14 protein-coding genes are annotated in these 16,398 nt (G+C 32.5%); all 14 read left to right on the top strand.

The window, feature by feature from the left end; translation table 11 throughout:
* Window positions 1-68: 68 nt before the first annotated feature.
* On the top strand, window positions 69-1,268 hold the full coding sequence (locus KHA98_RS14245; protein WP_213258593.1) for a beta-ketoacyl-[acyl-carrier-protein] synthase family protein: 1,200 nt from the start codon (window positions 69-71) through the stop codon (window positions 1,266-1,268).
* Window positions 1,268-2,332, top strand: a complete 1,065-nt coding sequence (locus tag KHA98_RS14250; protein ID WP_213258594.1) for a beta-ketoacyl synthase N-terminal-like domain-containing protein — start codon at window positions 1,268-1,270, stop codon at window positions 2,330-2,332. Before KHA98_RS14245 ends, KHA98_RS14250 begins: the two co-directional genes overlap by 1 nt.
* Window positions 2,329-3,132 carry a polysaccharide deacetylase family protein gene (locus tag KHA98_RS14255; protein WP_213258595.1) on the top strand — a complete coding sequence of 268 codons (804 nt, stop codon included), beginning with the start codon at window positions 2,329-2,331 and terminating at the stop codon, window positions 3,130-3,132. Before KHA98_RS14250 ends, KHA98_RS14255 begins: the two co-directional genes overlap by 4 nt.
* Window positions 3,133-3,149: 17 nt before the next feature.
* Window positions 3,150-3,956, top strand: coding sequence for a hypothetical protein (locus KHA98_RS14260; RefSeq protein ID WP_213258596.1), 807 nt, complete (start codon window positions 3,150-3,152; stop codon window positions 3,954-3,956).
* A gap of 57 nt (window positions 3,957-4,013) precedes the next feature.
* Complete coding sequence (locus tag KHA98_RS14265) at window positions 4,014-4,640, top strand: outer membrane lipoprotein carrier protein LolA (RefSeq protein ID WP_213258597.1); 627 nt, start codon at window positions 4,014-4,016, stop codon at window positions 4,638-4,640.
* Window positions 4,606-5,241: a hypothetical protein gene (locus KHA98_RS14270; protein WP_213258598.1), complete on the top strand. Its 636-nt coding sequence runs from the start codon at window positions 4,606-4,608 to the stop codon at window positions 5,239-5,241. Before KHA98_RS14265 ends, KHA98_RS14270 begins: the two co-directional genes overlap by 35 nt.
* A gap of 25 nt (window positions 5,242-5,266) precedes the next feature.
* On the top strand, window positions 5,267-5,896 hold the full coding sequence (locus KHA98_RS14275; RefSeq protein ID WP_213258599.1) for a porin family protein: 630 nt from the start codon (window positions 5,267-5,269) through the stop codon (window positions 5,894-5,896).
* A 5-nt stretch (window positions 5,897-5,901) separates the two neighbouring features.
* Entirely contained in the window at window positions 5,902-6,279 is a 378-nt protein-coding gene (locus KHA98_RS14280; protein ID WP_213258600.1) for a hotdog family protein, read from the top strand.
* A complete protein-coding gene (locus KHA98_RS14285; RefSeq protein WP_213258601.1) occupies window positions 6,276-6,761 on the top strand; it encodes a hypothetical protein in 486 nt (161 codons plus the stop codon). Before KHA98_RS14280 ends, KHA98_RS14285 begins: the two co-directional genes overlap by 4 nt.
* 18 nt (window positions 6,762-6,779) lie before the next feature.
* On the top strand, window positions 6,780-7,964 hold the full coding sequence (locus tag KHA98_RS14290; RefSeq protein ID WP_213258602.1) for a DUF2062 domain-containing protein: 1,185 nt from the start codon (window positions 6,780-6,782) through the stop codon (window positions 7,962-7,964).
* A gap of 230 nt (window positions 7,965-8,194) precedes the next feature.
* A complete protein-coding gene (locus KHA98_RS14295) occupies window positions 8,195-11,875 on the top strand; it encodes a 1-acyl-sn-glycerol-3-phosphate acyltransferase (protein WP_213258603.1) in 3,681 nt (1,226 codons plus the stop codon).
* 3 nt (window positions 11,876-11,878) lie between these two features.
* Complete coding sequence (locus KHA98_RS14300; protein WP_213258604.1) at window positions 11,879-13,396, top strand: phytoene desaturase family protein; 1,518 nt, start codon at window positions 11,879-11,881, stop codon at window positions 13,394-13,396.
* Window positions 13,397-13,402: 6 nt separating this feature from the next.
* The gene (locus tag KHA98_RS14305; RefSeq protein ID WP_213258605.1) at window positions 13,403-15,070 is read left to right on the top strand and encodes a C45 family autoproteolytic acyltransferase/hydolase; all 1,668 of its coding nucleotides are present in this window, start codon (window positions 13,403-13,405) and stop codon (window positions 15,068-15,070) included.
* Window positions 15,067-16,362 (top strand): phenylacetate--CoA ligase family protein, encoded by a 1,296-nt coding sequence (locus tag KHA98_RS14310; protein ID WP_213258606.1) that lies wholly within the window; start codon window positions 15,067-15,069, stop codon window positions 16,360-16,362. Before KHA98_RS14305 ends, KHA98_RS14310 begins: the two co-directional genes overlap by 4 nt.
* Window positions 16,363-16,398: the final 36 nt, after the last annotated feature.

Raw genomic sequence — 16,398 nt, forward strand, 5'->3', positions numbered from 1 at the left:
TTTTTAGACTTTTTAGACAAGTCTTTCATCTAAGAAGTCTAAAAATCCAAAAATCTAAGAAGTCTAAAATGAAAAAAGGTGTTGCAATAACGGGCATGGGAATTATTTCTTCGATTGGGAATTCAGTCGAGGAAAATTATATTTCTTTGATCGAAAATAAAATCGGTATTTCCCGTATTGAAAATATTCCGACGGTTCATGCTGATGTTATAAAAGTTGGTGAAATCAAAAAAACCAATGACGAACTGATTGCTGAATTACAGCTTTCTGAAAATAATAATTTTTCGAGAACCGCTATGATTGGTACTTTGGCAGCAAAACAAGCTGTTGAAAATGCCGGAATTTCATCAATAAACGAATTCAGAACCGGACTTATTTCAGCCACTAGCGTGGGCGGAATGGATATGACGGAAAAACATTATTATGATTATTTCGAAAAACCGGAATTGGTAAAATTTATCACTTGTCATGATGGTGGTGATGTAGCGCAAAAAATCGCAGACGAATTAGGTTTAAAAGGAATCGTTACTACTATAAGTACCGCCTGTTCGTCGGCAGCAAATTCAATTATGTTGGGCGCAAGACTAATCAAAACAGGGAAATTAGATCGAGTAATTGTGGGCGGAACAGATGCTTTGGCAAAATTCACCATCAACGGATTTAAGACTCTGATGATTTTATCTGACGATTACAACAAACCTTTCGACAATACCAGAAAAGGTTTAAATCTTGGAGAAGCGGCGGCTTTTTTAGTTTTAGAATCGGATGAAATTGTGGCTAAGCAAAACAAAAAAGTATTAGCAAGAGTTTCCGGTTACGGAAATGCAAACGATGCTTTTCATCAAACTGCTTCTTCAGAAAATGGAGACGGCGCTTATTTGGCGATGAAAAAAGCTTTTGAAGTTTCGGGTTTACAACCTTCTCAAATTGACTATATCAACGTACACGGAACGGCAACTCCAAATAACGATTTATCTGAAGGAAGAGCTTTACTTCGAATTTATGAAAACGAAAAAGTACCGGATTTCAGTTCTACAAAGCCTTTTACCGGACACACTTTAGCGGCCGCAGCTGCAATTGAAGCCGTATATAGTGTTTTGGCAATTCAGAATAATGTGGTTTATCCGAATTTGAATTTCGAAACTCCGATGGAAGAATTTGATCTTCAACCGCAGACTTCCTTAAAAAACAAAAATATCGAACACGTTTTATCCAATTCTTTTGGTTTTGGAGGAAATTGTTCTACCCTTATATTTTCAAAAAGCTAATGACAAAAAAAACATATATAAATGGAGTAGGCTGTATTTCGACTCAAAAAACATTTGATACTGTTTTTTTAGAAGAAGCCATTGTAAACCAAAATGAAACAGTACTTTCTATCGTTTCACCGGTATACAAAGAGTATATTTCTCCCGCTGCTATCAGAAGAATGGCAAAAGGGGTAAAAAACGGAATCGTAGCTTCGGCTTTGGCAATGAAAGATGCAAATGTTGAAAACGTAGACGCGATCATTACCGGAACAGGTTTGGGCTGTATAGAAGATTCTGAAAAATTCCTGAAAAATATTCTGGATAATAACGAAGAGTTTTTAACTCCAACTTCGTTTATTCAATCGACTCATAATACGGTTGGTGCTCAAATTGCACTTTCTTTACAATGCAAAGGCTATAATTTTACGTATGTAAACGGTGCGGTTTCTTTTGAATCGGCGCTTTTGGATGCCAAAATGCAGATTGAAGAAGACGAAGCCAATTCAGTTTTAGTTGGTGGTGTTGACGAAAATGGAGATTATACAATTTCACTTTTCAAATTGGCCGGAAGAATTAAAAAAGAAAATGATCTTCCATCTCAAGTTTTAAATGCAAATTCAAGTGGTATTGTTTATGGTGAAGGTGCTAGTTTTTTTGTTTTAGAAAATGAACGAAAAGAAAACACATATGCCGAAATCTTAGATGTTGACATACAAAATTCATTAGAAGAAAATGAGGTTGAAACTGCCATTGTCAATTTTCTAAAGGCAAATAATTTAGAAATTTCAGATCTTGACGCTGTTGTTTTAGGTTTTGACGGAAACGCAGATTCTGATTTTTATTATAAGAATCTTGCCGAAAATACTTTCATAGAAACACCTCAGCTTTATTACAAACATTTAAGCGGCGCATACGACACGGCTTCGGCTTTTGCTTTGTGGATGGCTTCTAAAGTTTTAAAAACGCAGGAAATTCCAGAAATTATAAAAGTAAATTCGGTTGCAAAATCAGAATACAAAACCATTTTACTATACAATCAGGTAAATGGAAAAAATCATAGTTTTACGTTGCTTTCAAAATGATAACGCATAAAAACATCTCACTCTTTTTTATTTTTTTATTGCTTATTCTGAATCTACTGAATCTTTATACGGCAATTAACTTTTGGTGGTTTGTTTTGATTATTTTGATTTGGATCGGAATAAATGCTTTCGGTTCTGCCCGAATTTCTTCCAATTATCACGTAAAAGCCTTCTGCAATAATCCATCGGAAACCGAAAAAAAAATCGCTTTGACTTTTGATGACGGTCCGAGCATTTATACTTTAGAAGTTTTAGAACTTTTAAGAACGTATAATGCCAAAGCCACTTTTTTCTGTATTGGAAAAAATATTGAAGCTCATCCGGAAATTCTTCAAAAAGTGATTGATAAAGGTCATTTAGTTGGAAATCATTCTTATTCGCATTCTAAATTTTTCGATTTTTATCATGAAGCGAAAATAACTGATGAACTTCGTAAAACAGATAAATTGCTGGAAAAATTTACTTCTGGAAAAATAAACTTCTTTCGTCCGCCTTACGGAGTTACTACTCCTTCCATTCGCAGAGCTTTAAAAAAAACCGGACACAAAGTTATTGGCTGGAATATCCGTTCGCTTGATGGAGGGATAAAAGATGAAAAACTCATTTTGAATCGGATTAAAAAAAGGGTTTCTCCCGGCGGAATTGTACTTTTGCATGATACTGCTCCACATTCTGTTTTGGTACTGGAACAGTTTTTGCAATTTTTACAGCAAAATAATTATGAAGTTGTTTCTGTGGAAGAACTTTTGAAACTTAAGGCTTATTTAACTGACTCTGATAAAAGTAATTTATTAGATTAATATATAGTTATACGAAAATGGCTGAAGAATTATATTTTTTAAAACTAAACCCTAATGTAGCTAAAATTAAATTAGTTCATTTTCTTAATGTTAAAGATGAATTTTCATATCGAGAATACATTAATAAACATTCGAACAAATCATTGATTTTTGATGATATTTTAAAAAAAATTGAAGTCAATATTGAATTATTATCAAGGGATGAATTTATGAGTATCTTTTATTGGTTTTACAGAAGGATTGAATCTCTAAATTCTAATTTAAATTATACAGACCAGGAAGAAAAACTTCATAATCAACTGAGTAATTGCGGAATGGAATTGTTTTTTGAAATACCTTCTAAAACACCAGTCAGAAAATTTCATAGTGTTTTAAATGATTACGAATGCCAAAAAACAGATTTAAGTTTTATATGTAAATCAGAAGAATTTAATGATTTTTTAAAATATGGGATCTGTTTTACAGGAGAGTTATTTCTTTTTCTTAATAAATATTACTATAAAGATGAAAGTGATACAGAAATTCAAAAAGAAATTGAAAAGATAAATTTAAATTACGGAAAATCTTATCATGAACTAGCTTTAAAAGAATTTATGATAACCTATGAATTTAATATAGAAACAATAAATCTATTACCATCATTATTAGAATTTAGAAGAAATACCATGCATTTATCTTCTGTTTCTTATCCAGATGAGCTTAGTGATTTATTAAGTCGAGAAGATGATTTAATTAATTTAGCAAGCATTTATTACTATTTCTTAGATCTAAGAGAAAAGTTAGATAATTATTCTGGTACAATTTTAAGGTTGCATTCTTTTTAATAATTTTAAATCAAGCAGGTTTTAAAATCAAATATCTGTCAAACAATTTATAAAAATATGAAAACTAAAATAGCGCTATTAATTCTATTTATTTCAGGCAGTTTGTTCGCTCAGGAACAAAAAATGACGGATGCTGAAATTGCTTCTTTTAAACAAGATGTAAATGTAGTGGCCAAAAAAATCAAAACTTTAAGTACCGATTTTGTTCAGTACAAACATTTAGATTTTTTATCGAAAGACATTGAAACTTCCGGAAAAATGGTTTTTAAGGAACCGGCGTTATTGTCATGGCAATACAAAAAACCATACAATTACAGTATTGTTTTTAAGAACGGAAAAATCCTGATTAACGATGAAGGAAAGAAAAGCGCGGTTGATATTGGCAATAGTAAAATATTTGCCCGCATCAACAAATTGATTATTGGAAGTGTTAGTGGAAATATGTTTGATGACAAAGAATTTACGATTTCGTATTTTAAATTAAAAGGTCAGAATCTGGCAAAATTTATTCCTAAAGATGCTACGCTGAAAAAATACATCAAACAAATCGAGCTGACATTTGATAAAGAAGAAGCAACTGTAGTTCAGGTAAAATTATTAGAATCATCTGAAGATTATACCCGAATTGTACTTAAAAATAAAGTGATCAATGCAAAAATCGACGATTCAGTTTTTACTAATTAATTGTTTTCTGGCAATTGTTTTAGTTTCTTGTGGCTCGGTCACGAAAAATTATACGCCTAAAACATTAGATAAAACCAAGATTGAGATTCCTTATTTCTCTGACGCCAAAACAGATTATGTTTATAAAACCAACATTACGGTTTATGGTCATGAAATGTCCGGAATTTTTATTGCCAAGAAAATAAACGATACTACACATCGTGTTGTTTTTACAACTGAATTCGGGAACAAATTGATGGATTTAGAAATTTCGCAGAACAGTTTCAAAGTCAATTCAATAGTTGCTGAACTCGACCGAAAAATTCTGATTAATACGCTGGAAGAAGATTTCAGACTGCTTTTGAAAAACGAATATTTAATTCAGGAGCAATTCGAAAATGAAGAAAATAACATTTATAAATCGGCAGACGGGAAACGCGACAACTATCTTTTCTTTTCGAAAAAAGATCAGAAATTAGAAAAAGTAGTGCGTTCTTCTAAAACAAAAGAAAAAATAACATTTACTTTTACTTTAGAAAACGATACTTTTGCTAAAAAAGTTGTCATTTTGCATCAAAATATCAAGCTGAAAATTGAGCTGAATTATTTTAAATCAGAATAAAAAACCAAATTAAACCCTACCAAACATGAAAAAGATAAGCTTAATTACATTCGCTTTATTTGCGGCTCTAATATCATCACAGGCACAAGTAAAAGTTAGTCCCGGTTTAAGAGGTGGTTTAAACCTTGCGAGATTAACTAATATTGATGATAATAATGTAAAATCTGATTATTACATTGGTGGTTTGGTCGAAATAAAATTCAATAAATATTTTACGCTTCAGCCTGAATTAACGTATTCAAGACAAGGTTCTGAAGGAAGAGAATATACTATAAGTCCTGATGATTATGTTTCTTTCAGACAAGTAAAATATGATCTAAATTATATTACTGTCGGTGCTGTAGCAAAATTTAATTTCCACGGAAGTGGTTTTCACATTTTAGCGGGTCCATCGCTTGATTTAAAAACAGATGACAATTTTGGTCGTTATGGTTATGATCCTATTGATGTTGATCTTGCATTCACGGGCGGAATTGGATATACATTACCAAACGGTTTAACTTTTGAAGCACGTTTTAAACAAGGTTTAATCGATATTTACGGTTATGATGATCTTGATTACCACAATAATAATAACGATTATTACTATTATGATAATGTAATTCTAAACCAGGTTTTCCAGTTTGGAATTAGTTATACGTTTAAAACAAAATAAAAAAAATGGTTTTAAAAGACTTTTATAAAGTTCTTTCAGAAGAAAAAACGGGAGATTCCAAGCATACGATTACTATTCTGGTAAACAAAAATCATGAAGTTTTCAAAGGGCATTTTCCTGGAAATCCAATTATGCCGGGTGTTTGCATGATTCAGATTATTAAAGAACTTACTGAAAAAATTACAGAGAAAACTTTAATGATTCAGACGCTTGCCAATGTAAAATTTATGGCATTGATTAATCCGGAAACAAATCCGGAATTACGTTTGGAACTGGACATTACCTCAACCGAAGAAAATTTGGTTAAAGTAAAAAATACCACTTATTTTAATGATACTGTTGCTTTAAAATTGAGCAATGTGTACAAAAAACTGGAACTATGAAACTGTTACTGACTTTACTTTTGTGGGTAAATTTTGCCGCTACTCCAGATCTTGGAACTATTAGAAAATTGTATACCGGCGTTACAAAATCGGAAAGCAATGCAAAAGAATTCTCAGAAAAAATGGCAGGTGTTTCTAACAGTGATGATAAACTTTTAGTAGCTTACAAAGCGGCTTCGATTTTGTTGGATTCAAAGTACGAAAAGAAATTACAGGACAAAATGGATCGCTTTAAAGAAGGTGCAAAATTACTTGAATCGACTATAAAAAGTGAACCAAACAATATCGAAATCAGAATGATCCGATTGAGTATTCAGGAAAATGTACCCGGAATTACAGGTTACAAAAAGAATATTAAAGAAGACAAAAAATATCTAACAGAGCATTATGCCGAACAAAGCAATGCTTTAAAAGAATATTTAAAAGACTTTATTTTACAATCTAAAAGTTTTTCTGAAAAAGAGAAACAGTTCGTGAAGTAAGCGAAAGCAAAACTCCAGATGAAATCTATTTTAACCCCACACGACTTTCTTAATACCACTTCGTTTTGTGTTATTGTACCAACATACAATAATCAGAAAACGTTAAAAAAAGTATTGGATTCTATTTTAGATTTCACTTCAGATATTATTATCGTCAATGATGGTTCGACAGATGAGACTTCGCAAATTTTAAAACAATATACTCAGCTTACACAAATTCATCATCCTAAAAACATAGGAAAAGGAAGAGCGCTCAGAAATGGTTTTAGAAAAGCGATCGAACTCAATTTTGAATATGCTATTACGATCGATTCTGATGGACAACATTTTGCATCAGATATCCCTGTTTTTATTGAAGCAATTCAAAATGAACCCAATACTCTATTGATTGGAAGCCGAAATATGACGCAGGAAAATGTGCCGAAGAAAAGTAGTTTTGGTAACAAATTCTCTAATTTCTGGTTCAAATTTGAAACTGGAATTGTACTCGAAGATACTCAGTCCGGCTTTAGATTATATCCGTTACGATTACTCCCAAAACAATTTTACACCAATAAATTTGAGTTTGAAATTGAAGTTATTGTGCGTGCGGCGTGGAAAGGAATTGTGGTTAAAAATATTCCGATTCAGGTTTTGTATGATCCGGCAGAACGTGTTTCGCATTTTCGTCCGTTTCGGGATTTTACCCGAATTAGTATTTTAAATACTGTTTTGGTGACCAATGCTTTACTGTATATTAAACCAAGAGATTTTTTTAGAAGAGCAAAAAAAAAAGGTTTTAAAAAATTCTTTCTCGAAGACATTTTAGAGAGCAAAGATTCGAACTTTAAAAAAGCAGCAGCAATTGCTTTAGGTATTTTTATTGGCCTTTCGCCTTTTTGGGGATTTCAGACTATTTTGCTTTTTACATTCGCGGCCTTATTTAAGCTTAATAAAGTTATCGCTTATCTAACTTCAAATGTGAGTTTCCCGCCTTTTATTCCTTTTATAATTTATGCTTCACTACAAATAGGGAGTATTTTTGTTTCAAGCGATGCGCCTTTAATTTTAGACAGTTCGATAACATTAGACGATATTCAGAAAAATGCTACGCAATATATCGTAGGAAGTCTTATTTTAGCATCCGTTTCTGCGCTTATTGTTGGTTTAATAAGTTATTTACTTTTGACTACTTTTAGCTCCAAAAATAAAACGGATATTTAAAAAGTTTTGCCACTCCCGATAGTTATCGCGATAAATGATCTACAAAGTTTTTTTTGCCACGAATTTCACGAATTTTCACCAATTAAAATTGTAATCGTTGCAACTTAAACTAAACTAAAGTCATTTTTAATACTTTAATCTATAGCAAAAAGACAATTTCATAATTTTTGTAATAATTAATTCGTGAAAATTCGTGAAATTCGTGGCTGAAAAAAATTTAAGCAATAATCATGCATCAATACTTCTACGCCATTCATTTATTTGTAAATAAAAGAAAATCACTTTCGGTTTTTTTGGCTTTTTTGATGCTTTTTATATTTGGCTTTTTTGCATCTCAAATCAAGTTTGAAGAGGATATTACCAAACTTATTCCAACAAACGATAAAGCAGATGCAACAGCAAAAGTCCTCAAGCAATTAAACTTTGCTGACAAAACCACTGTAATTTTCAAGCTCGAAAAAAACGGTTCTGAAGAAGATTTAAAAGAAATGGCAGCCGCTTTTTCGGACAGCGTTTCTAAAACCTGCAAACCTTACATTACCGGAATTCAGGGAAAAGTTGACGAAGAAAATATTCAGGAAACTATTGATTTTGTTTACAATAATCTGCCTCTTTTTCTGGAAAACAAAGATTATAATACCATTCAGAATAAACTACAAAAAGACAGTATTGCAGCAACCGTTGAAGGCAATTACAAATCGATTATTTCTCCATCCGGATTTATTACCAAAGATTTTATTCTGCAGGATCCACTTGGGATTTCTTTTATCGCTTTAAAAAAATTACAACAACTAAATATTGGTGACGATTTTACGCTTGACAATGGTTTTGTCATGACCAAGGACAAAAAGAAATTATTGCTTTTTATTACTTCTGATATTTCGTCAAGCGAAACAGAAAAAAATACACTTTTTGTCGAAAAACTAAAATCGATTCAGGAAAATTTAAATCATAAATTTAAAGGCAAAACTTCTGTAAGCTATTTTGGATCGGCTTTGATTGCGGTTGCAAATGCTACTCAAATCAAAAGTGATATTGTTTTGACAACAACAATCGCAATGATCACGCTAATGTTGATTCTGATTTTATTCTATCGAAAAATATTAATTCCGCTGATTATTTTTCTTCCAACCGTTTTTGGAGCCTTGTTTGCAGTTGCCTTTTTATATTTCGTAAAAGAACAGATTTCAGCTATTTCACTCGGGATTGGTTCTATTTTACTCGGAATTACGATCGATTATTCCATTCATATTCTTACACATTACAAGCATAACAGCGATGTAAAAACATTGTACAAGGATATTACGATGCCTGTAATTATGAGCAGTTCTACTACGGCTGTTGCATTTTTATGTTTGCTTTTTGTAAAATCTGATGCCTTAAATGATTTAGGGATTTTTGCAGCTGTAATTGTAATGGCAACCGGAGTTTTCTCTCTTTTAATTGTTCCGCATTTGTACAAACCAAAAGAAAACAATTTTGAGCACAAGAAAAATGTGATTGATAAACTGGCACATTTCTCCTTTCACAACAATAAATTCCTGATTGGGTTTTGTGTTTTAATTACGATTGTTTGCTGTTTTACTTATAACAATGTTGGTTTTAATAATGATTTGTCGCAATTAAATTTTGTTCCAAAAGACATTAAAGCGGCAGAAAAACAGCTGGAAGAAAGCACCAGTTTAACTTCCAAAACCATTTATGTGGCTTCGTACGGAAAAAGTATGGACGAAGTTTTACAAAACAACAGTCAGTTTTTTACCGATTTATCCAAAGAAAAAGAGCAAAATAAAATCTTAAACTTTAGTTCTGTCGGAGGAATTATGCTTTCGCAGAAACAACAACTTGAAAAAATCGCAAAATGGAATTCTTTCTGGGATGCCAATAAAAAACAGCTTTTACAATCACAGTTAATTTCTGAAGGTTCAAAACTTGGCTTTAAACCCACCACTTACACAGCCTTTTTTGAGCATTTAAATTTTGATTTCAAACCGATTTCTGCCAATGAATATTTAAAAATTCAGGCGCTTCAATTGAAAGAATTTGTAACTGAAAAAAATGGTTTTTATACGATTTCGACTTTAGTAAAAGTAAAACCGGAACAACGTGATGCATTTGTAAAATCTACTTCAGCCAAAAATAATTTAATTGCTATCGATCGTCAGCAAATGAATGAAACCTTTTTCAGTACATTGAAAACCGATTTTAATTCGCTTGTTAATTATTCTTTCGTTGCTGTAATTCTGATTTTGTTTTTCTTTTTCCGAAGAATTGAATTGGTAATTGTAAGCTGTATTCCAATTGCCTTAACGGGAATTGTAACTGCGGGAATTATGGGCATTTTTGGCATTCAGATGAATATTTTCAGTATGATTGTCTGTACCTTGATTTTTGGTCACGGAGTCGATTTTAGTATTTTCATGACCAGTGCTTTGCAAAAAGAATATACCACCGGAAAAAATGAAATTGCGATTTACAGAACTTCAATTATTCTGGCTGTTATTACCACTATTTTAGGAATTGGCGCCATGATATTTGCTCAACATCCTGCTTTGAGATCTATTTCGTCAGTTTCATTAATTGGGGTTTTTGCCGCACTGATTATTACGTTTATCTTCTACCCGATTCTTTTTAAAGTGTTTTTGTCCAACAGACCCAAAAAAGGAAATGCCCCTTTTGAGTTACGAAGTTTAATCTCGGGAGTTATCTCCTTTTCTTATTATGGTCTTGGCGGATTGGTAATGTCGCTTTTCAGTCTAATCATCATGCCGATTCTTCCGATAAAGGCAGAAACAAAAATGCGCGGTTTTAGATATGTTATTTCAAAATTCATGAAATCGGTGTTGTATTCAAATCCGTTTATTACTAAAAGAGTCATTAATAAATTTAATGAGAATTTCGAAAAACCAGCAATCATAATCGCTAATCATTCTTCGTTTGTCGATATTTTATCGATGGGAATGCTGAGTCCAAAAATTATATTTCTGGTAAACGACTGGGTTTACAATTCTCCAATTTTTGGCGCAACAGTTAGAAAAGCCGGTTTTTATCCTGTTTCTGACGGAATCGAAGGCGGTGTAGAACACTTACGTCAAAAAGTAAAAGAAGGTTATTCGTTAATGATTTTTCCTGAAGGAACACGATCAGAAAGTAATCAGATCAAACGTTTCCACAAAGGCGCTTTTTATCTTGCCGAAGAATTTAATTTAGATATCCTTCCGGTTTTAATTCATGGTGCTTCAGAGGCAATTCCGAAAGGGGATTTTGTAATTCATGAAAGCCATCTTACGGTTTCAATTCTTGAAAGAATCACTCCCGAAAACCTTTCATTTGGAAAAAATTACGCCGAAAGAACCAAATTAATCAGTGCGTTTTTTAAAGCAGAATTTAAAAAAATTCGTCAGGAATTAGAAGGCCCTGATTATTTTAAACCAATGTTACTACATAGTTACGATTACAAAGAAATTGAAATTGTAAACAGTGTAAAAAAAGATTTAAAAATACATTTAGAGCTTTACTTTGAGCTTAACAAAGCTATTTCGGCGAAAGCCAAAATTTTGCATTTAGCCAATGATTATGGGCAATTGGATGTGTTATTAGGTCTACAGGAACCACAGCGAAAAATAGTTTCGTTTATTGCTGATGAAGAAAAACGAGAGGTTGCCAAAACAAATTATATCGGTAAAAAAAGGAAAATCTTGTATGCTGATACTTTAGAAATGACATTGGACGATCAATATGATGTTGTTTTAATTTCTAATGAAAACTATAAAGACAATATTCTAAAAATTGCTGCTTTAACTTCTTGCGTAATTTTAGTGGATTGTTCTCATTTAAAAAACACAATAACTAACTTTGGTTTTGATTCTGTTTTAGAAGAAAACGGTCTGATTGTATTTAAGAAAAATTAAAAAATGAAAGAACATTACGATGTAGTCATTGTAGGCAGCGGTTTGGGCGGATTGGTTTCTGCTATTATTCTGGCGAAAGAAGGCTACAGCGTTTGTGTACTCGAAAAAAACAATCAGTATGGAGGAAATCTCCAGACTTTTGTTCGTGATAAAACTATTTTTGATACCGGAATTCATTATATCGGGGGTCTGGATGAAGGTCAGAACTTACATCAATATTTCAAATATTTAGGAATTATCGATAAGCTAAATCTAAAAAAGTTAGATGAAAATGCTTTTGATATTATTTCTTTTGATGATGATCAAACTGAATATCCGCATGCTCAGGGTTATGAAAATTTTATACAGCAACTAAGCAAATACTTTCCGGAAGAAAAAGAAAATATTGAAAAATACTGCGAGAATTTAAAAACGATTTGTAATTCTTTTCCTCTCTATAATTTAGAATGGGAAGGCAAATACGATCCTGAAATACTGACTCTTAATGCAAAAGAAACAATTGATTCATTTACTGAAAATGAGAAACTAAAAGCCGTATTGGCGGGTTCTAATTTTTTGTATGCGGGTATTCCTGATAAATCTCCTTTTTACGTTCATGCCTTAATCGTCAATTCGTATATTCAAAGTTCGTGGCGTTGTATTAACGGAGGAAGTCAGATTACGAAACAGCTTTTAAAACAGCTTAAAAAATACGGCGGAGAATTTTATAAACGCAGAGAAGTTACTCGTTTTGATGTCGAAAACCACAAAGTAAATTTTGTTGAGATGAAAGACGGAACTCAGGTTTCCGGCACTTATTTTATTTCGAATATCGAACCCAAAACGACTTTGAAAATGGCAGGTGAAGAAAATTTCAGAAAACCATTTTTTAATCGAATTCAAAATCTTGAAGGCGTACTTTCTGCTTTCAGTTTATATCTTGTTTTTAAACCTGAAACGTTCAAATACATTAATCATAATTATTATCATTTTAAAAATAGCAGCGAAGTCTGGACGGCACACGAATACGATGAAAATTCCTGGCCAAAAACATACATGGCTTCTATGAACGCTTCTAAAGAAGATGAGATCTGGGCCGACGGAATGACTTTTATAACGTACATGAAATTTGATGATGTTTTACCCTGGACAGAAACCTTTAATACCACTGTCGAAAACAATGATCGTGGCGAAAGTTATGAAGAATTCAAATCCAGAAAAGCGGCTAAATTTTTAGACGAAATAGAACTAAAATTCCCCGGAATAAGAGATTGTATAAAATCAATTCATACCTCTACTCCGCTTTCTTATCGCGATTATATTGGCGGTGATAACGGAAACATGTATGGTTATGTTAAAGATTCCGGAAACCCAATGAAGACTTTGATTCCGTCTAAAACTAAAGTAGAAAATCTGTATCTTACAGGTCAAAGTATTAATATGCACGGGGTTTTGGGCGTGACAATTGGAGCCGTTGTAACCTGTTCTGAAATTGTTGGAAAAGAATATCTGATCAATAAAATTAATCTGGCGACTGAATAAGGAATTATGAAAAACCGAATTACATATTTATTCATTATCGGTTTTTTGGGAATTCTGGTTTCTTGTGGTACAGCAAAATCAAAAAATCATCAACCCGATATTTCCAATTATAATGCAGAAAAACCTGTTGTAACCAAACTTTCAGACAGCAGTTTTATTTCAGGAAATAATTCACTTTTAAAAAACAAACAGGGAATCTGGGAATTATATGTTGAAGGCGATCCTCTGGAAATTGGTCTAAATACCGGTGCTTTATCCGATTCGCTTTTGCAAAGACAAGAACAGATTTTTTTCTCGAAAATTAAAGATTTAGTTCCGTCCAAATTTGAGCAAAAAATGCTGCGCTATTTTCTAAAATGGTACAATCGAAAATTATATTCGAATGTTTCGGCAGAATATCAAACCGAAATTTTTGGAGTCTCACAATATACTTCACATAACTTTGACAATATCGCACCGCAATATCAGCGTGGTTTATATTTGCATGCGGCGCACGATATAGGACATGCGCTGCAGGACCTGGCCTTAGTAGGCTGCTCATCTTTTGCTGCATGGAATGAAAAATCTGAAGACGGAAATTTAATTCTCGGTCGTAATTTTGATTTTTATGTTAATGACGCTTTCGCGGAAAACAAAATCGTTGCGTTTATAAAACCGGAACAAGGCCACAATTTTATGATGGTTTCCTGGCCCGGAATGATTGGAGCTGTTTCCGGAATGAACCAGCAAGGTTTAACGGTTACGATTAATGCGGCAAAATCGGAAATTCCGTTAAGTGCCAAAACACCAATTTCAATTTTGACTCGCGAAATTTTGCAACATGCAACAACTATTGAAGAAGCCATTTCTATTGCAAAAAAAAGGAAAGTCTTTGTTTCTGAATCGATTATGGTAGGAAGTGCATTAGATAATAAAGCAGTTTTAATTGAGGTTTCTCCCAAAAAATTGGATGTTTACGATGTCCCAAACAGTAATCAACTAATTTGTTCGAATCATTTTCAGAGTGACGCTTTTAAAAATGACGAACGAAATAAAACACAAATTGCAGAAAGTCATTCTGAATATCGTTTTGAAAGAATGCAGGAACTTTTATCTGAAAACAAAAAAATCAATCCGCAGATTGCTTCTCAAATTCTTAGAAATAAAGAGGGTTTAAATGATATTCCGCTAGGTTTTGGAAATGAAAAAGCATTGAATCAATTACTGGCACATCACGGAATCATTTTTAAACCAAAGGAAAAACTCGTTTGGGTTTCGGCAAATCCATATCAATTAGGCGAATTTGTTTGTTATAATCTGGATTCTGTTTTTAAAGAAAATAAATTGAATAAGGCGATTTCATTCGAACTGGAAAATTTAAATATTGCAAAAGATCCTTTTATAAAAACAGCCGCTTTTCAAAACTTTAAAAAGTTCAAAGCCGAAAATCATCAAATGGATTTATATCTGAAAAAGAAAGAAACCATTTCTCCTGAATTTATTCAGCATTATCAATCGCTAAACCCGGATTATTGGGTTGTATATTACAAAGCAGGGTTGTACTTTTATCACAAAAAACAATTCCGCGCTGCTCAGACTAATTTTGAAAAAGCACTAACGAAAGAAATTACCACTGCTCCTGAAAAAGCAAAAATTGAAAAATATTTAAAAAAACTCAAAAGAAAATTACAATGATTCCAGCAATAGAAAAAAATTCTTTAGAAGAAATTAAAGTTTTTCAGGAACAAAAATTAGTTGAACTTTTACATTACATCAGCGAGAATTCGCCTTTTTATAAAAGACTTTTTGCCGGAAGAAATATTGATATTTCAACAATCAAAACACTGGAAGATTTACACTATTTACCCGTAACCACTAAAGAAGATTTACAGCAATACAATGATGATTTTTTGTGTGTTCCGCATCATAAAATCATTGATTACGCCTCAACTTCAGGAACTTTGGGTGATCCTGTAACTTTTGGTTTAACCGATTCTGATCTGGATCGACTGGCTTATAATGAAGCAATTTCTTTTGCCTGCGCCGGAATTGCAGAAGGTGATGTTGTACAATTAATGACTACAATTGATAGAAAATTTATGGCTGGTTTAGCCTATTTTCTGGGATTAAGAAAATTGAAAGTAGGTGTTATCAGAGTTGGTGCCGGAATTCCGGAAATGCAATGGGATTCTATTTTAAAATATAATCCAACGCATTTAATTACTGTTCCTTCTTTTTTATTGAAGTTAATTGAATACGCCGAAATTCACGGAATCGATTATAATAATTCGAGTATAAAAGGTGCGATCTGCATTGGAGAATCTTTGAGAGATCAGGATTTTTCAATGAATATTTTATCTAAAAAAATTACAGATAAATGGAATATTAAGTTGTTTTCGACTTATGCTTCTACCGAAATGAGCACCGCTTTTACAGAATGTGAACATGGAAAAGGCGGACATCATCATCCGGAATTGATTATTGTCGAAGTTTTGGACGAAGACAATATGCCGGTAAAAAATGGTGAAGCGGGCGAATTAACTTTTACCACTTTAGGTATTGAAGCAATGCCGTTATTGCGTTTTAAAACCGGAGATATTGTTCAGCTTCATAACGAACCTTGTTCTTGCGGAAGAACTACTTTGCGCGTTGGCCCGGTTATCGGACGCAAAAAACAAATGATAAAATATAAAGGAACTACACTTTATCCGCCTGCAATGAATGATGTTTTGAGCGGTTTTGATAATATCGAAAATCATATTATTGAGATTTCTACAAACGATTTAGGCACCGATGAAATCGTAATTAAAATTGCAGTAAAAAATCAAACTACGGAGTTTCTGCAAGAAATAAAAGATCATTTCAGAGCCAAACTGAGAGTTACGCCAAAAATAGAATTTGCCTCAAAAGAAACTTTAAACCCTTTAGTTTTTAATCCGATGAGCCGAAAACCAATTCGTTTTTTTGATTACAGAAATATCATATAGAACTTTTTTTTACCATATAAGTGATATAAGTTCATT

It is taken from the genome of Flavobacterium branchiicola (genome assembly GCF_018383905.1).
Lineage (GTDB): Bacteria > Bacteroidota > Bacteroidia > Flavobacteriales > Flavobacteriaceae > Flavobacterium > Flavobacterium branchiicola.